This is a genomic window from Streptomyces sp. ICC4 (assembly GCF_003287915.1).
Lineage (GTDB): Bacteria > Actinomycetota > Actinomycetes > Streptomycetales > Streptomycetaceae > Streptomyces > Streptomyces tritrimontium.
This window is the reverse complement of record NZ_CP030286.1, coordinates 3,530,734-3,548,094: the sequence shown is the minus strand read 5'-3', so window position 1 is coordinate 3,548,094 and position 17,361 is coordinate 3,530,734. Positions and strand designations below refer to the sequence as shown.

13 protein-coding genes and 1 pseudogene are annotated in these 17,361 nt (G+C 73.6%); 6 read left to right on the top strand and 8 right to left on the bottom strand.

Annotated elements, in window-relative coordinates; all coding sequences use genetic code 11:
- Positions 1–340 precede the first annotated feature (340 nt).
- Complete coding sequence (locus DRB89_RS16485; RefSeq protein ID WP_239516804.1) at positions 341–1,594, top strand: sensor domain-containing protein; 1,254 nt, start codon at positions 341–343, stop codon at positions 1,592–1,594.
- 101 nt (positions 1,595–1,695) lie between these two features.
- Positions 1,696–2,337, top strand: a complete 642-nt coding sequence (locus tag DRB89_RS16480; RefSeq protein WP_112453200.1) for a response regulator transcription factor — start codon at positions 1,696–1,698, stop codon at positions 2,335–2,337.
- Positions 2,338–2,374: 37 nt separating this feature from the next.
- On the opposite strand, the gene DRB89_RS16475 is transcribed toward DRB89_RS16480, so the two are convergent.
- On the bottom strand, positions 2,375–3,427 hold the full coding sequence (locus DRB89_RS16475) for an SMP-30/gluconolactonase/LRE family protein (RefSeq protein ID WP_239516179.1): 1,053 nt from the start codon (positions 3,425–3,427) through the stop codon (positions 2,375–2,377).
- A gap of 77 nt (positions 3,428–3,504) precedes the next feature.
- On the opposite strand from DRB89_RS16475, the gene DRB89_RS16470 reads away from it, so the two are divergent.
- A complete protein-coding gene (locus DRB89_RS16470) occupies positions 3,505–3,942 on the top strand; it encodes a MarR family transcriptional regulator (RefSeq protein ID WP_112446863.1) in 438 nt (145 codons plus the stop codon).
- Between the two features lie 364 nt (positions 3,943–4,306).
- On the opposite strand, the pseudogene DRB89_RS16465 reads toward DRB89_RS16470, so the two are convergent.
- Together DRB89_RS16465 and DRB89_RS16460 are read right to left on the bottom strand one after the other, a co-directional pair.
- Positions 4,307–5,614: pseudogene (locus DRB89_RS16465) on the bottom strand (HAMP domain-containing sensor histidine kinase); the annotation flags it as partial.
- Positions 5,615–5,700: 86 nt separating this feature from the next.
- Positions 5,701–6,384 carry a response regulator transcription factor gene (locus DRB89_RS16460; protein WP_204357888.1) on the bottom strand — a complete coding sequence of 228 codons (684 nt, stop codon included), beginning with the start codon at positions 6,382–6,384 and terminating at the stop codon, positions 5,701–5,703.
- A 72-nt stretch (positions 6,385–6,456) separates the two neighbouring features.
- On the opposite strand from DRB89_RS16460, the gene DRB89_RS16455 reads away from it, so the two are divergent.
- On the top strand, positions 6,457–7,659 hold the full coding sequence (locus DRB89_RS16455) for a UDP-N-acetylglucosamine--N-acetylmuramyl-(pentapeptide) pyrophosphoryl-undecaprenol N-acetylglucosamine transferase (RefSeq protein WP_112451994.1): 1,203 nt from the start codon (positions 6,457–6,459) through the stop codon (positions 7,657–7,659).
- Positions 7,660–7,661: 2 nt separating this feature from the next.
- Complete coding sequence (locus DRB89_RS16450) at positions 7,662–8,717, top strand: GDP-mannose 4,6-dehydratase (protein ID WP_275432091.1); 1,056 nt, start codon at positions 7,662–7,664, stop codon at positions 8,715–8,717.
- 38 nt (positions 8,718–8,755) lie between these two features.
- On the opposite strand, the gene DRB89_RS16445 is transcribed toward DRB89_RS16450, so the two are convergent.
- The 5 genes from DRB89_RS16445 to DRB89_RS16425 form a co-directional block, all read right to left on the bottom strand.
- On the bottom strand, positions 8,756–10,348 hold the full coding sequence (locus tag DRB89_RS16445; RefSeq protein ID WP_112451993.1) for a Na+/H+ antiporter: 1,593 nt from the start codon (positions 10,346–10,348) through the stop codon (positions 8,756–8,758).
- A gap of 142 nt (positions 10,349–10,490) precedes the next feature.
- On the bottom strand, positions 10,491–10,913 hold the full coding sequence (locus DRB89_RS16440; RefSeq protein WP_112454081.1) for a GNAT family N-acetyltransferase: 423 nt from the start codon (positions 10,911–10,913) through the stop codon (positions 10,491–10,493).
- Between the two features lie 53 nt (positions 10,914–10,966).
- Entirely contained in the window at positions 10,967–11,908 is a 942-nt protein-coding gene (locus DRB89_RS16435) for an RluA family pseudouridine synthase (protein WP_112451992.1), read from the bottom strand.
- Positions 11,909–12,016: 108 nt separating this feature from the next.
- Positions 12,017–12,580, bottom strand: coding sequence for a signal peptidase II (gene lspA, locus DRB89_RS16430; RefSeq protein WP_112451991.1), 564 nt, complete (start codon positions 12,578–12,580; stop codon positions 12,017–12,019).
- Positions 12,581–12,775: 195 nt separating this feature from the next.
- Positions 12,776–13,510, bottom strand: a complete 735-nt coding sequence (locus DRB89_RS16425; RefSeq protein WP_112451990.1) for a TraR/DksA C4-type zinc finger protein — start codon at positions 13,508–13,510, stop codon at positions 12,776–12,778.
- A gap of 592 nt (positions 13,511–14,102) precedes the next feature.
- On the opposite strand from DRB89_RS16425, the gene ileS reads away from it, so the two are divergent.
- On the top strand, positions 14,103–17,249 hold the full coding sequence (gene ileS, locus DRB89_RS16420) for an isoleucine--tRNA ligase (RefSeq protein ID WP_112450283.1): 3,147 nt from the start codon (positions 14,103–14,105) through the stop codon (positions 17,247–17,249).
- Positions 17,250–17,361 lie beyond the last annotated feature (112 nt).

The following is a 17,361-nucleotide window of genomic DNA, read 5'->3' as shown; positions in this document are numbered from 1 at the left end:
AGCGACCTCAACGCGATGTTCAGCATGGTCCCCAGCCAACCGCCGCGGCCGCGCCCGGTCAGCGGGGCAGGGGCGAGTCCCGAAGGTAGGGCCAGCACTACCGCGCGGGGCCCGGCCACCCGCCTACGGTGGCCGCATGCCGCCTTCCCCCCTCGGCCGTCTCTTTCGGATCTTGCCGGGCCCGCGACGCCCGGCACCGCGCCTGGCCGCGTTGGCGGGACGCCCGAGTACGTCCAGTACACGGAGCGCCCCTCCGCCTTGCCATGCACGGCACCAGACGCCGCGGGTTCGGCCGACAAGATCCGAAAGAGACGGCCTCGGCCCGGATCCGGGCCGGTACCTGCGCTCCGCCCGGCCGTGGCGCTCCGCCGCCTACCTGCTCGGCGGCGGCCTCGGCGGCGCCCTCGCGTTCCTCGTGCTGCTGCTGCTCGCCGTCTGCGGGACGGTCCTCGCCGTCGTCCTCGTCGGCCTGCCGCTGCTGGCCGCCCTCGCGCTGGCCGGAGTGCCCTTCGCCGCCCTCGAACGGCGCCGGCTGCTGCTGGTCGACCCCGTGCCCGTGCCCGACCCGCACCGCGATCCGGACCGTACGGGGCTCACGGCGTGGGCCCGCACCCGCTTCCGCGAGCAGGCGACCTGGCGGGAACTGGGCTACGTGCTCCTCGCCGCCACCGTCCTGTGGCCGCTGGAGCTGCTCGCCGTCGGCGCGGCCCTCTACGTCCCCGCCGACCTCATCGCCACCCCCGTCCTGCTCGCCCTCGACGGACAGCAGGCCAACCCGCTCTCCTTCCACGGCGTCACCGGCTACCCGGCCGCCCTGCTGTGCGCCGCCGCCGGACTGCTGCTGCTCCCGCTCTTCCTCTACGGGCTCGGCGTACTGGCGGCCGCCCGCGCGGCCCTGGCCCGCCTGATGCTCAGCCCCGGCCGGGCCGATCTGGCCGTCAGGGTCACCGAGCTGACCAGCTCCCGGGCCCGGCTGGCGGCCGCCTTCGACGCCGAGCGCCGGCGCATCGAGCGGGACCTGCACGACGGCGCCCAGCAGCGGCTCGTCGCGCTGTCCATGACGCTGGGCCTGGCCCGGCTCGACGCCCCGCCGGGCAGCGCGCTCGCCGGGCAGCTCGCCGCCGCGCACGCCGAGGCCGGCCGGGTGCTGACCTCGCTGCGCGAGCTCATCCACGGCATCCACCCGCAGGTCCTCACCGACCGGGGGCTGCCCGACGCCGTCGCCGATGTCGCCGACCGTTCGCCGATCCCCGTCGACACCGACTTCGACCTCCCGGGCCGGCTGCCCGAACAGGCCGAGTCCGCCGGGTACTTCTTCGTCAGCGAGGCCCTCGCCAACGCGGTCCGGCACAGCGGGGCGAAGCGGATCACGGTCACCGGCCGCCACGACGGCGCGCGCCTGACCGTGGAGGTGGCGGACGACGGCCGCGGCGGCGCGGACGCGGCGCGGGGGAGCGGACTGACGGGACTGGCCGACCGGGTGTCGGTCGTGGACGGCAGACTGACCCTGACCAGTCCTCCCGGAGGCCCGACCCTGCTGCGTGTGGAGATCCCTTGCATTCCGAGCCCGCCGAAGGAACCGCAGCTCCCCTGAGCAGCACCGGCCCGACCGACCCGACCGGCCCGACCGACCCGACCGACCCGACCGGCCCGAGCGGACCGTCCGGCCCGAGCGGACCGACCGCCCGGGCGTCGCTGCGCGTCGTCCTCGCCGAGGACTCCGTCCTGCTCCGCGAGGGCCTCGTCGGCCTGCTCACCCGCTTCGGGCACCGCACGGTCGCCGCCGTCGGCGACGCGCGGGAGCTGGAGGAGGCCGTCGCCGAGCACCGGCCGGACATCGTCGTCACCGACGTGCGGATGCCCCCGGACCACACCGACGAGGGGCTGCGCGCGGCCGTGCGGCTGCGCGCGGCCCGGCCCGGCCTGCCCGTGCTCGTCCTCTCCCAGTACGTGCAGCGCTCGTACGCCGCCGAACTGCTCGACTCCGGCGACGGGACGGCCGTCGGCTACCTGCTCAAGGACCGGGTCGGCCAGGTCGAGGAGTTCCTCGACGCGGTCGCCCGGGTGGCGGCCGGCGGGACGGTGGTCGACCCCGAGGTCGTACGCCGCCTCATCAGCCGCCGGCGCGATCCGCTGGAGCGGCTGACGGTCCGGGAGGGGGAGGTCCTCGCGCTGATCGCCGAGGGCCACTCCAACGCCGAGGTGTCCCGCCGGCTCACCGTCTCCGAGGCGGCGGTCGGCAAGCACATCGGGAACATCTTCATGAAGCTCGACCTGCCCCCGGCACAGGAGTCCCACCGCAGGGTGCTCGCGGTCCTGGCCTACCTGCGGGGCTGACGGGCCCGGGCCGGGATCCGGCCGTGCCCCCCCCGCGTCAGAAGCCGCGGACCGAGGCGACCGTGAACGCGGTCGGGGCGCCGCTGGTGGAGGGCATGGGGCCGCCGTCCCGGTCGAACTGCGAGCGGACCACCAGGGTGCGGCCCGGGACCCGCACCAGCGTCGTCGGGATCTGGAGCGAGGGGTCCGTGACCGTGCGGACCAGGCGCGCCCGGGTGCCGTCCGCCGAGAGCTGCCAGCGGCTCAGGGTGTTGCGGGTGTTCTGGGCCGCGCGCAGTACGCCGCCGGGTGCCAGGTCGAGGCCGTCGGCGGTCTTCAGGTCGCCGCCGGTCAGGGCGGTGCGCGAGACCTCGCCCGAGCGGAGGTCGATGCGGTACAGATCGCCGGCCGTCATGTCGACGGTGAGGAGGAAGCGGCCGGCCGGGTCCGCGGCGATGCCGTTGAGGCTGAAGCTGCCCGCAGGCGACGGGGTGAGCCGCCCGCTCAGGTCGTACGCGGGCAGCAGCGGGCCGGAGCCGGCGGCGAGCTGGTCCGGGGTCACCCGGTAGACCACCGCGCGGACGCTGTCGGTCAGGTACGCGGTGCCGTCCGGGGTGATGGCCAGGTCGTTGAGGAAGCGCGGCGCGCTCCCGGGGATCTCGAAGTGGGCCACGCGCGCCCCCGAGCGGGTGTCGTACACCGAGACGCCCGAGGTGGAGTCGGTCACCCAGAGCCTCCCGCGGGCGTCGACCCGCAGCCCGTTCGCCGTGTGGCGGCCGTCGGTGCCCGAGGGCAGGAAGACCTCCGCGGCGCGGGCGCCGGGGCGGGCCCGGTAGACGGTGCCGTCCGTGTAGGAGCCGACGTAGACCGTGCCGGTGCGGGGGTCGGCGGCTATGCCCTCCGGGAAGACCTTGGCGCCGGGGAGGGTGAACGCCGTGGAGATCCGCGCGTCCGCCGGCCGGCTGCCGGCGGTCCGGCCGTCTGCCGTCGGGCCGTCCGAGGCGCGGGCGGCCGAGGCGCGGGCGGCCGAGGCGTGGGCGGCCGGGGCCGCGCCGAGGGCGAGGGCGGTGGTCAGGGTCAGCAGGGCCGCGGGCAGGAGCTTCTTCATCATCAGACGTCCTCTTCTGTGTAGGTGAGCACGAAGATAAGTTAGAGCTCTAATGCCTGCAAGGGCTTTATGATGCGGGAATGACTTCCATGCCCCCCGAGGAGCGCCTCGGCTCCCACATCAAGCGCGCCGAGCAGGCGCTCCTCGGGGCGAAGAACACGGCGGTGAAGCCGGCCGCAGTAACGGTTCCGCAGTACGCCGCGCTGCTCTGGCTCGCCGAAAAGCCCGGCATCTCCGCCGCCGCGCTCGCCCGTCTGTGCGGGGTGACGCCGCCGACGATGAACACCGTGCTGAAGAACCTCCAGGAGCGCGGGCTCGTCGAGCGGACCCCGCACGAATTGCACCGCAACGTCCTGGAGACCCGGCTCACCGACGAGGGCCGCGCCGTGATGGAGGTGGCCGACGCGGGGGCGGTCGCGGTGGAGCGGGCGCTCGCCGCCGAGTTCAGCGGCGAGGAGCGGGAGTCGCTGATCCGGCTGCTCGGGCGGTGCGCGGAAGCGCTCGATGCCCTGAGGTGATTCCGCGGGGCCCGGTTCCGGACTCCTGAGATTCGACGCATGTTTTTGCGTTGTTTTGGAACTCTCCGGGGGATTCACGCATCAGGACTAATGGTGATCCCAGTCCGTTCTGTCCCACCGGGGGGCAGCCCGACCGTACGGAGCGAAGTTCGTGCCCCAGAACCCGCAGCGTCCGCGGCCCGATGGCGAGCCGCACCGGCAGTACCCGCCGCCGCAGCACCAGCCGTCGCAGCACCAGCCGTCGTACTGGGAGGATCCCGAGGGCCGGCCGCAGGAGCCCCAGCAGGAGCCGCACCAGCCGTCGCCGGGCGGCCCGTACGTGCCCCCGCACATATCCGGGCCCCCCGCGGACCCCCTCCACCGCCAGCTCCGCCGCGTGCGCCCGCGCGATCTGCCGCGCCATCGCCAGCCCCAGCCCGGACCCCGGCAGGGCCCGGGCCGCGCCCGCCCGGTAGAACCGGTCGAAGACGTACGGCAGGTCCGCCTCCGCGATCCCGGGCCCGTGGTCCCGTACGGTCACCTCCGCGCGCCCGCCCGAGACCCTCAGCCCGACCTCCACCTCCGCCCCGCCCGGGCTGAACTTCGCCGCGTTGTCCAGCAGGTTCCCCAGCAGCCGGCTCAACCGCGCCGGCACCCCCGCCACCACCGCCAGCGCCTCCTCCCGCGCCGGCGTCCGCACCCGGAACTCCACCCCCGGCCAGTGCGCCCGCGCGGCCCCCACGCAGTACTCCACCAGGGGAGCCAACCGCACCTGTTCCACCAGCAGCTGCGGCTCCTCGTCCCGCGCCAGCTCGATCAGGTCGTTGACCAGCCCCGTCACCTCGCGCAGCTGCCGACCGAGCGCCAGTGAGGCCCGCTCGCGCTGCTCCACCGTCAGCCGCTCCCCCCGCGCCAGCAGCTCCGCGTTCGTCCGCAGCGCCGTCAGCGGCGTCCGCAGCTCGTGCGAGGCGTCCGCGACCAGCCTGCGCTGCGCGGTCACGGACTGCTCCAGCTCGCCGAGCATGGTGTTGAAGCTGCCCGCCAGCCGGGTGACCTCGTCTTCCGCGCCCCGCCCGGGCCCCGGCGGCGGCAGCTCGATGCGGTGCCGCGGATCCCGCGTGGCCGCGATCCGCTCGGCCATGGCGGTGAGCCGGGTGACCGGTGCCAGGCCCGTCCGCGCGACCCAGTAGCCGAGCAGCGCGGCCAGCAGCACCCCGGCGGTGGCGGTGAGGGCGAGCCAGCGGGCGGCCCGGTCGATGCCGGTCTCCACCGAGTCGGAGCGCACGGCGACCTGGAGGGCCCGGTCCTTGAGGAAGTCGGTGGTGAGCATCCGGGCGGGATGCCCCTCGACGACGATGTCGGTGTAGAAGGGGGCCCGCGCCTCCACGGCGACCTGCCGGGTGGCCGGTGCCACCGGCATCCGGTAGGCGGCCTCCCCTCCCGCCGGGTCCTTCGACGGGTCGGCCGGGACGATCTGGACGCAGGCGGGCGCGGCCAGGTACCGGCAGTCCCACGAGGCGGTCCCCGGCGGCGAGTCCCCGTACTGCTTCGCGGCGAGCCGGGCGGCCTGCGTCAGGCTCAGGTCGAGCTGCCGGAAGAGCGCGGCCCGCCCCTGCAGGAAGGCCGCGGTGCACACGCCGAGCGCGACGAAGGCCACGGCCGCGGTGACGGACAGCGCGAGCCGGGTCCGCAGCGGCCGGCGGCGGCGCCACGGCGCACCGCGCCGGCGCCGGCCCCCGCCGCCCCCGCCGGCCGCAGCGCCCGCAGCGCCCGCGCCGCTCACGCGGTCTCCAGCCGGTACCCGACCCCGTGCACGGTGTGCACCAGCCTGGGCTCGCCCCCGGCCTCCAGCTTCCGCCGTAGGTAGCCGACATAGACGGCCAGCGAGTTGGAGTCCGGCCCGAAGTCCCGCCCCCACACCAGTTCCAGGACGAGCTCGCGCGGCAGCACCTGCCCGGGGTGGCGCAGGAGCAGTTCGAGCAGGGCCGCCTCGGTGCGGCTGAACTCCAGCGGCCGTCCGCCGCGCCGCCCGGTGCGGGTCACCGGGTCGAGCACCAGGTCCCCGTAGGAGAGCTCGGGCGCGGCCCCGGCCGGTTCGGGGGCGGCCCGCCGCAGGAGCGCCCGCACCCTGGCCACGAGCTCGTCGAGCGCGAACGGTTTGACCAGGTAGTCGTCGGCCCCGGCCTCCAGTCCGTCGACCCGGTCGCTGACCGCGTCGAGGGCGGTGAGCACGAGGACCGGCGTACGGTCGCCCACCGCGCGCAGCTGCCGGCAGACACCGAGCCCGTCCAGCACCGGCATCATCACGTCGAGGACCACCGCGTCCGGCTGCCAGAGCGCCACCTCGGACAGGGCGGCCAGTCCGTCGGCCGCGCCCCGTACGTCGTACCCCTCGACGGCGAGGCCGTCCTCGACGGCGGCCCGCACCTCGGGCTCGTCGTCCACCACCAGAATCCGCTGCATGCCGCAAAGCCTGCCAAACCGGCGGCCGCAACCTCTTAGAACCTTCTTAGGACGCACCGGGAGTGTGCGTCCATGACCACTTCACCCTCGCGCGCACCGTCACACCGGCCGCTCTCCGTCGTGATCGGCGCGGGCGGAACCGGCGGCCACATCTACCCCGGACTGGCTCTGGCCGAGGCGCTGCGCGCCGCGGTACCCGGCGCCGTGGTCTCGTTCATCGGGACCGAACGCGGGCTGGAGACGGAGCTGATCCCGGCCGCCGGCTACCGGCTGCACACCGTCGACATGATCCCCTTCGACCCGGCGCTGGGCGCGGCCCGCTACCTGCTCCCGGCGGCGCTGCTGCGCTCGGCGGGGCAGGCGCGGGCCGTGATCCGGGCCCAGGGCGCGCACGTGGCCGTCGGCATGGGCGGCTATCCGAGCGCGCCCGCCGTGCTCGGGGCCCGGATGGCCGGGCTGCCCGCGGTGATCCACGAGTCCAACGCGGTGCCGGGCCGGGCCAACCGGTTCGCGGCCCGGCTCACCCCGCACATGGCGGTGGCCTTCGACCGCAGCCGGGCACACCTGGCGGGCGGGGCGCGGGCGCTGACCACCGGGATGCCGATCTCGGCGGCGCTGGCGCGGCTCGCGGTCCTGCCCGCCCGCGAACGGGCGGCGCTGCGCGCGCGGGCCCGCGGCGAGCTCGGGGTGCCGGACGGCCGGCGCCTGGTGGTGTTCAACGGCGGCAGCCTGGGCGCCGTCCGGCTCACGGAGGCCGCGGCCGGACTGGCGGCTGCCTGGCAGGCACGGGACGACGTACAGCTGCTGATCAAGACGGGCCCGGCCGTGCTGGCGGACACGGCGGCGCGGCTGTCGGCTTCGGGCGGGCAGCGGATCGCCCGGGCCGTGCCCTACCTGGACCGGATGGACCTGGTCTACGCGGCCGCCGACCTGGTGGTGTGCCGGGCCGGCTCCGCGACGGTGGCCGAGCTCGCCGCGACCGGCGTTCCGGCCGTGCTGGTCCCGTACCCGCACGCCCCGGGCGACCACCAGACCCACAACGCCCGGGTGCTGTCCGACGCGGGCGCCGGGCTGCTGCTGCCGGACGGGGACGCGACCGCCGACCGCCTCGCGCGGCTGCTCGCCCCGCTGCTGGCCGATCCGGCGGGGCTCGCCGCGATGGCCGGCGCGGCCGACCCCGGACCGCACGCGCGGGCCGCCGAACTGCTGGCGGCGCAGGTGCTGCGCGTCGCCGGCTTCCCCTCACTCTCCCCCTCTCCCCTGGAGCTCGTATGACCATGCCCACGACCCCCACGACCCCGATCATGCCCGCGCCCGCGCCCGCGGACTGGACGGGCCGCACGGTGCTCGTCACGGGCGCCGAGGGGTTCATCGGCTCCACCCTCGTGGACCTGCTGGTGGAGCGGGGCGCGAAGGTGCGCGCCTTCGTGCACTACAAGCCGTACGCGGAGAAGGGCCACCTGGCCCGTTACCTGGCCGGCGCCGAAGCTGACGCCTCCGCCCCCGCCTCCGTCGAGATGTGGGCGGGCGACATCCGCGACGCGGGCCGCGTGAGCGACGCCGTGGCCGGCTGCGACACGGTCTTCCACCTGGCGGCCCTGATCGGGATCCCGTACAGCTACGCCTCGCCCGGCGCGTACGTCCAGACCAACGTCACCGGCACCGAGAACATGGCGGAGGCCTGCCGCCGGCACGGCGTGCGCCGCCTCGTGCACACCTCCACCAGCGAGGTCTACGGGACGGCCCTGACGGCCCCGATCTCCGAGAGCCACCCGCTCCAGCCGCAGTCCCCGTACTCGGCGTCGAAGATCGGCGCGGACATGATGGCGCTGTCGTTCCACCACGCGTTCGAGCTGCCGGTGACGGTGGTCCGGCCGTTCAACACCTACGGTCCCCGCCAGTCGGCGCGCGCGGTCATCCCCACGATCCTCGCCCAGCTCCACTCGGGCGCCCGGGAGGTCCGCCTCGGCTCCCTGACCCCGACCCGGGACTTCACGTACGTGACGGACACGGCGGCGGGCTTCCTCGCGGTCGCGGAGTGCGACCGGGCACTGGGCGAGGTGGTCAACCTCGGCGCCGGCGAGGAGATCTCCATCGGCGACCTGGCGCGGGCCCTGATCACCGCGTCGGGCCGGGACGCGGAGGTCGTCGTGGACCCGGCCCGGCTGCGGCCCTCGGGCAGCGAGGTCCAGCGCCTGCTGTCGGACAACGCGCGGGCCCGCGAGTGGGCGGGCTGGAAGCCCCAGGTCTCCCTCCACGAGGGCCTGACCCGCACCTCGGACTGGATCGCGTCCCACCTCCACCTCTTCGCCCCGGACCGCTACCAGGTGTAGGCGGAGCCCAGGGACCGCGGAGCCCAGGACCGCGGGGCCTAAGGACTGCGCAGGCTGCGGACGTCCAGGTGGCGGAGCACCCGGTCGACGATCTCGGGATCGGCGCCGGGCTCGCTCCGGGCGGCCAGGACCTCGTGGCGGGCGGCGGACATCATCTCCAGCTGGATCCGCTGCACGTCGCGCAGCCGCTCCACCCGCTTCGCGTACGCCTCGCGCCGCTCCTCGTCGACCATGTCGGGGCTGATCCTGGCCCCCACGTCGTACGCCCGCCGGTAGAGGATCTCCACCAGGTCCTCGGGGAGGTCCTCCGCCTCCTCGATCTCCTTCAGCCTGCGCTTGGCGGCCTTGGCGGCGCGGATCGCGAGGGTACGGGCGATCTCCGCCTCCGCGTCGGTGTCCGCCTCCACGCCCAGCCTGCGGACCAGCCAGGGCAGGGTCAGCCCCTGGACCACCAGGGTCACCATGATCACGGCGAAGGCGATGAAGATGATCTGGTCGCGGCCCGGGAAGTCGGTCCCGGCGTCCGTCTTGAGCGGGATGGCCAGGGCGAGCGCCACCGAGGCCACGCCGCGCATCCCGGCCCACCACATCACCACGGACTCCCGCCAGCTCAGCGGGATCTCCTCGTCGTAGTCGCGCAGCGAGTGGAGCCGTTTCGCGAGCCAGCCGGCGGGCAGCAGCCACGCCAGCCGTACGCCGATCACCACGGCGACCACGGCCGCGGCCCAGCCGGCCATCTCCCACTCCCGGCCGCGGGCGACGCCGAACACGTTGTGCAGCTCCAGCCCGATCAGCCCGAACGCCACACCCGTGACCAGCATGTCGACGACCTCCCAGAAGGTGTGCCCGGCCAGCCGGCCCAGCACGTCGTCGGCGTCGGTCGCGTACTCGGCGAGGAACAGCGCCGTGGTCAGCACGGCCAGCACGCCCGAGCCCCGGAGCTCCTCGGCCACCACGTAGGCCACGAACGGCACGAGCAGCGTCAGCCCGATCTGGAGCGTGGCGTCGCCGAGCCGCCCCATGAGCCGGTTGGCGGCCCAGCCCAGCGCGAGCCCGACGGCCACGGCGACGACGGCGGAGAGCACGAACTCCCCGAGCGCCGCGGGCCAGGAGAAGCTGCCGCTCACGGCGGCGGCGATGGCCACGTGGTAGAGCACGATGGCGGTGACGTCGTTGAAGAGCCCCTCGCCCTCCAGGATCGACACCATCCGCCGGGGCAGCCCGAGCGAGCCGGCCACGGCGGTGGCGGCGACGGGGTCGGGCGGTGCGACGAGCGCGCCGAGCGCGACGGCGGCGGCGATCGGCAGCCCGGGCACGACGGCGTTCGCCACGGCGGCGACGGCGGCCGTGGTCACGAACACGAGCGCGACGGCCAGCAGCAGGATGGGCCGCACGTTGGCGGCGAACTGGCGCCAGGAGGTCCGCTGCACGGAGGCGTAGAGCAGCGGGGGCAGCACGAGCGGCAGGATGTACTCGGGCGGGATCTCGACATTGGGCACCGCGGGCACCAGCGCGAGCACCACCCCGCCGATGGTCATCAGCACCGGCGAGGGCAGCCCGAGCCGGTCCCCGAGCGGCACGGTCACCACGGCCCCGAGCAACAGCACGAACAGCAGAGCTAGCTGATCCACTCGCCCAGCCTGCCAGCCCGCCGTGTCCGGCGGCGCGGACCGGGACCCCGCACCCGCGTGTCGGGCTCCGCCGGGCCTCCCGGGGAACCCGGCCGGGGTCGCGGCACGGATGGCAACGGGTTGCGACGGGTTGCCGCGGGGGTTACGGCAGGGCGCGCCGCATGGACCGGTGCGGGATGTCCGCGTCCTGGAACTCCGGCCCGTAGGCCTCGTACCCGAGCCGCTCGTAGAAGCCCAGCGCGTGCGTCTGCGCGCCCAGGTCGACGAAGGACAGCCCCAGCCGCCCCGCCTCCGCCTCGATCGCCCGTACCAGCAGGGCCCCGACGCCCAGTCCGCGCGCGGACCGGGAGACGGCGAGCCGGCCCAGCGAGCCCACGTCGGCGGAGCCCGTCTTGCCCAGGGCCTCGGGCCCGTGGAGCAGCCGGCCGGTCCCGAGCGCGACCCCGTCCGGCCCCTCGGCCAGTACGTGGACCGCGATCGCGTCGTACGCGTCGTACTCGATCGACTCCGGCACGGACTGCTCGATCACGAAGACCTCGGTCCGCACCGCGAAGCAGGCCTTCATGTCGGCCTCGGTCTCGGCGACCCGCACCGAGACGGCGGGGGGACCGGGGTCCGTCACTCGCTTTCCTTCCGGATCACGTCCAGCGCGTGCTGCAGGTCCGCCGGGTAGGTGCTCGCGAACTCCACCCACTGGCCGTCCGAGGGGTGCTCGAAGCCGAGCCGCACCGCGTGCAGCCACTGCCGGGTGAGCCCCAGCCGCTTGGACACGGTCGGGTCGGCGCCGTACGTCAGGTCGCCGACGCAGGGGTGCTTGTGGGCGGCCATGTGCACGCGGATCTGGTGCGTGCGGCCGGTCTCCAGCTTGATGTCCAGCAGCGACGCGGCGCGGAACGCCTCGATCAGGTCGTAGTGGGTGACGGAGGGCTTGCCCTCCGTCGTCACGGCCCACTTGTAGTCGGCGCTGGGGTGGCGGCCGATCGGCGCGTCGATCGTGCCGCTCATCGGGTCCGGGTGGCCCTGGACCAGCGCGTGGTAGCGCTTGTCCACGATCCGCTCGCGGAACTGGTTCTTCAGGGAGGTGTAGGCGCGCTCCGACTTCGCGACGGCCATCAGGCCGGACGTGCCGACGTCGAGGCGGTGCACGATGCCCTGGCGCTCGGCGGCACCGGAGGTGGAGATGCGGTAGCCGGCGGCGGCGAGGCCGCCGATGACCGTGGTGCCGGTCCAGCCGGGGCTGGGGTGGGCGGCGACGCCGACCGGCTTCATGATGACGACGATGTCGTCGTCGTCATGGACGATCTCCATGCCGGGGACGGGCTCGGCGACGAGCTCGATCTTCCGCGGCGGTTCGGGCATCTCGACTTCGAGCCAGGCGCCACCGTGCACACGCTCGGACTTCCCGACGACACTGCCGTCGACCGACACCTTTCCCGCGGCCGCGAGGTCGGCCGCCTTCGTCCGGGAGAAACCGAACATACGGGCGATGGCGGCGTCGACGCGCTCGCCCTCTAGGCCATCGGGAACGGGCAGGGTTCGGATCTCGGGAATCGTACTCACTCGTCGAGTATGCAGGACCGGACAGACGACCGGTCCCGCGATCACTTCCGCGATCGCTTCCGCGACCCTCCGGAGGCCGGTCCCCCGGTCCGCCCCGGCGGGTCCCCGTCAGTCCTTGTGGACGGTGCCGTCCGGGTCCAGGCCCTTGAACGACAGCAGGACGATCAGGATCCCGCCGCACACGATCGCCGAGTCCGCGAGGTTGAAGACCGCGAAGTGGGAGGGGGCGATGAAGTCGACGACCGCGCCCCGGAAGACGCCCGGCGAGCGGAAGATCCGGTCGGTCAGATTGCCCAGCGCACCGCCCAGCAGCAGGCCCAGGGCGATCGCCCACGGCAGGCTGTAGAGCTTCCGCGCGAGGCGCACGATCACCACGATGACGGTGGCGGCGATGCAGGTGAAGATGATCGTGAAGGCCTCGCCGAAGCCGAAGGCGGCGCCGGGATTGCGGATCGCCTCGAACTTCAGGAGATCGCCGATGACCTGGATCGGAGGCTGGTGCTCCAGCTTCGCGACGACGAGCATCTTGCTGCCGAGGTCCAGCAGGTAGGCCAGCACCGCCACGACGAGCAGCGCCGCGATCCGCCGTCGCCCCTTGGGCGCCGCGGACTCCGGCTGGGTGTCGTCTTCCCCGGCCTCCGGCGTACCGATGATGCGCTCCGCCTCTGTCACGTGAGTCCCTCGAACTAGCTCGAACCAGGTGTTGGACGGCACCGCGCCGACCGCCCCGCCAGGTTCCTGGACCCTGACGAGACACGAGGGTACGTCAGGGCACCCACGGGCCGCCGCCCGGCGTCGTCACCGGACGGCCGGGGGCGTGCGTCACGCAGACCCGCCACACGCCCGGCAAGATCCGAAAGAGACGGCCTAGTGCCGCCGCTCCTGCTTCTGCTTGCAGTCCACGCACAGCGTGGCCCTCGGGAAGGCCTGCATCCTGGCCTTGCCGATGGGCTGGCCGCAGTTCTCGCAGATCCCGTACGTGCCCGACTCCAGGCGCTCCACGGCCCGCTCCGTCTGCTCCAGCATCAAGGAGGCGTTCGCCGCGAGGGACAGCTCGGACTCCCGGGTGATGTTCTTGGTGCCCGTGTCGGCCTGGTCGTCGCCCGCGCCGTCGCCGGAGTCCCGCATCAGGCCCGAAATGGCCGCCTCGGAGGCGTCGAGCTCGGCGCGCAGCCGCAGCACCTCGCTCATCAGCTCGCTGCGGGCCTCCTCGACCTCCTCGTGCGTCCACGGGTCCTCCCCGGGCCGTACGGCGAGCTCGCCCGGCGTGCCCGCCCCCGCGCCCCGCGCCTTGGGCAGCCCGCTCCTCGCGGCCGCGGCCGTCTTCCTGGCCGTGCCGGTGCTCTTCTTGGCGACCACTTTGCGGGCTCCCGTCTGTCGCGCGGCCTGCGCCGCCCCCTCGGCTCCGGCCGTCTTGGCCGTGGCCTTCTTCGCGGCCGTCTTCTTGACGGCGGCAGCCTTCTCGGCGGGCGCCTTCGCGGCGGCCGTCTTCTTCGCCGGCGCCGGCGAAGGCGCCGGCGTATCGGCGGCGGACTTCTTCGTCACGGCAGCCTTCTCCGCAGCCTTCTCGGGTGTACTCCCGGCGGTCTTCTTCGCCACCATGGCCGCGGCCCCTTCACATACTGTGATCATTGCTCGCGAATCATGCCGGAACGATAAATCGACTCCGGCCCCACGGCAACGGGGCACGCGTCCAACGAGGTCAACCTGCATCCGTTGTGCCCAGCGGGGGGCCCGGTAATCCGCCCCTCGCACCCCACCGCACCCCGGAACGCCGGATCGGCCCATTCGGGTCATTCCCCGCCCCGCCAACGGCCCTCTCCGGCACCCCCGCGCCACGCCCCGTAAACCGGTCTGCCGAGCCGCGCCCCGGCCCGTACACTGGGGCCCAGCGAGAGGCATGGATGGGGACGAGTAGCGTCGGACGCAGCCAGGAGCGACCCGGGGACGGTGAGAGCCCGGGGGCGAGCGCGATGCGAAGGATCACCCCGGAGCCGCCGGAAGAAAGCCGCAGGGAGCCGCAGGGGCTCCCGCGGACCGTAGAACCGGCTTCGCACCCCAATGAGGGGGCCCTCGGACCACGTGTCCGGAGGCCAAGGAGGGTGGTACCGCGGGAGCAGTCCCTGATCTTCAGGGCGTGGCTCTCGTCCCTCCGGACGGAAGTGACACCCCGCCGGAGGAAGAGTTCAGCCTCATGACCACACCGCCGCAGTACCGCCCGGTACCCGCCCAGGTCGACCTGCCTGCCCTCGAGCACGCCGTCCTCGACTTCTGGCGCGAGAGCAAGACCTTCGCCAAGACCCTGGAGCAGTCCGAGGGCCGCCCCGAGTGGGTCTTCTACGAGGGCCCGCCCACCGCGAACGGCATGCCCGGCGCGCACCACATCGAGGCCCGCGTCTTCAAGGACGTCTTCCCCCGCTTCCGCACCATGCGCGGCTACCACGTGGCCCGCAAGGCCGGCTGGGACTGCCACGGCCTGCCCGTCGAGCTCGCCGTCGAGAAGGAACTGGGCTTCAACGGCAAGAAGGACATCGAGGCGTACGGCATCGCCGAGTTCAACGCCAAGTGCCGCGAGTCCGTGACCCGTCACACCGACGCGTTCACCGAGCTCACGACCCGCATGGGCTACTGGGTCGACCTGGACGACGCGTACCGGACCATGGACCCCGAGTACGTCGAGTCCGTGTGGTGGTCGTTGAAGGAGATCTTCAACAAGGGGCTGCTCACCCAGGACCACCGTGTCGCCCCCTGGTGCCCGCGCTGCGGCACCGGCCTCTCGGACCACGAGCTGGCGCAGGGCTACGAGACGGTCGTCGACCCCTCGGTCTACGTCCGCTTCCCGCTGACCTCCGGCCCCCTCGCGGGCCAGGCGGCACTCCTCGTCTGGACGACCACCCCCTGGACCCTGGTGTCCAACACCGCGGTGGCCGCGCACCCGGACGTCACGTACGTGGTGGCGACGAACGGCACGGAGAAGCTGGTCGTCGCCGAGCCGCTGCTGGCGAAGTCCCTCGGCGAGGGCTGGGAGGCCACCGGCGAGTCCTTCACCGGCAAGGAGATGGAGCGCTGGACGTACGAGCGCCCGTTCTCCCTCGTGGAGTTCCCGGAGCCGGCCCACTACGTCGTGAACGCCGAGTACGTCACGACCGAGGACGGCACGGGTCTGGTCCACCAGTCCCCCGCCTTCGGCGCCGACGACCTCGCGGTCTGCCGCGCGTACGGCCTGCCCGTCGTGAACCCGGTCCGCCCCGACGGCACCTTCGAGGAGGAGGTCCCGCTCGTCGGCGGCGTCTTCTTCAAGAAGGCCGACGAGAAGCTCACCGCCGACCTCGACGCGCGCGGCCTGCTCTTCAAGCACATCGCCTACGAGCACAGCTACCCGCACTGCTGGCGCTGCCACACCGCGCTGCTCTACTACGCGCAGCCGTCCTGGTACGTCCGCACCACCGCCGTCAAGGACGCGATGCTGCGGGAGAACGAGAAGACCAACTGGTTCCCGGACTCCGTCAAGCAGGGCCGCTTCGGCGACTGGCTGAACAACAACATCGACTGGGCGCTCTCCCGCAACCGCTACTGGGGCACCCCGCTGCCGATCTGGCGCTGCGAGGAGAACCACCTCACCTGCGTCGGCTCCCTCACGGAGCTGAGCGAGCTGACGGGCACGGACCAGGCGAGCCTGGACCCGCACCGCCCCTACATCGACGAGGTCACCTTCACCTGCACGCACGAGGGCTGCGCCCTCGAGGCGGTCCGCGTGCCGGAGGTCATCGACGCCTGGTACGACTCGGGTTCGATGCCGTTCGCGCAGTGGGGCTACCCGCACAAGAACAAGGAGATCTTCGAGAAGCGCTACCCGGCGCAGTTCATCTCGGAGGCCATCGACCAGACGCGCGGGTGGTTCTACACGCTGATGGCGGTCGGCACCCTCGTCTTCGACAAGTCCTCCTACGAGAACGTGGTCTGCCTCGGCCACATCCTCGCCGAGGACGGCCGCAAGATGTCCAAGCACCTGGGCAACACCCTCGAGCCGATCCAGCTGATGGACCAGCACGGCGCGGACGCCGTCCGCTGGTTCATGGCGGCCGGCGGCTCCCCGTGGGCGGCGCGGCGCGTCGGCCACGGCACGATCCAGGAGGTCGTGCGCAAGACCCTCCTCACGTACTGGAACACGGTCGCCTTCCAGGCGCTGTACGCCCGTACGTCGAACTGGGCCCCCTCGGCCTCCGACCCGGCGCCCGCGGACCGCACGGTCCTGGACCGCTGGCTCCTCTCGGAGCTCCACGCCCTCACGACCGAGGTCACGGAGGCGATGGAGTCCTATGACACCCAGCGCGCCGGCAAGCTCCTCTCCTCCTTCGTGGACGACCTCTCCAACTGGTACGTCCGCCGCTCGCGCCGCCGCTTCTGGCAGGGCGACGCGGCCGCGCTGCGCACGCTGCACGAGGTCGTGGAGACGGTCACCCGCCTCCTCGCCCCCCTCACCCCCTTCATCACGGAGCGGGTCTGGCAGGACATGATCGTCCCGGTCACCCCGGACGCCCCGGAGTCGGTGCACCTGTCCACGTGGCCGGTCCCGGACACCGCGATGATCGACCCGGAGCTGTCCCGGCAGATGCTGCTGGTACGCCGCCTCGTGGAGCTGGGCCGCGCGACGCGCGCCGAGTCGGGCGTCAAGACCCGCCAGCCGCTGTCCCGCGCACTGGTCGCCGTATCGGGCTTCGAGACCCTCTCCCCCGAGCTGCACTCGCAGATCACGGAGGAGCTGAACGTCTCCTCGCTGGCCTCCCTCTCGGAGGTCGGCGGCTCGCTGGTCCACACCACGGCCAAGGCGAACTTCCGGGCGCTGGGCAAGCGGTTCGGCAAGGGCGTGCAGGACGTGGCCAAGGCCGTGGCCGCGGCGGACGCGGCGGCGCTGTCGCTGGCGCTGCGCTCCGGCGGGGCGACCGTCGAGGTGAACGGTGAGACGGTCACCCTCACCCCGGAGGAGGTCATCATCACGGAGACCCCGCGCGAGGGCTGGTCGGTGGCGTCCGACTCGGGCGCGACGGTCGCGCTGGACCTGGAGATCACTCCGGAGCTGCGGCTCGCGGGCCTGGCGCGTGATGCGATCCGGCTGATCCAGGAGGCCCGGAAGAACTCCGGCCTGGACGTCGCGGACCGGATCGCCCTGCGCTGGTCCTCGCCGGACCCGGAGGTCGTGACGGCCCTGACGGACCACGCGGGCCTCATCGCGGACGAGGTCCTCGCCACGGACTACGCGTCCGGCGACGCGGACGACACGTACGGCGACCCGTTCGAGGACGAGCCCCTCGGCCTGACCTTCCGCCTCCGCAAGGCGTAGCCCAGGCCCCCTGTGGCCCGGCACCCCTCCCGGGGGGCGTCGGGCCACAGCTGTTTCTCTCCCCTCCCCGCCCTTCCACCGTTCCCCGGGCCGGCCCGGACCCGGTCCTCGG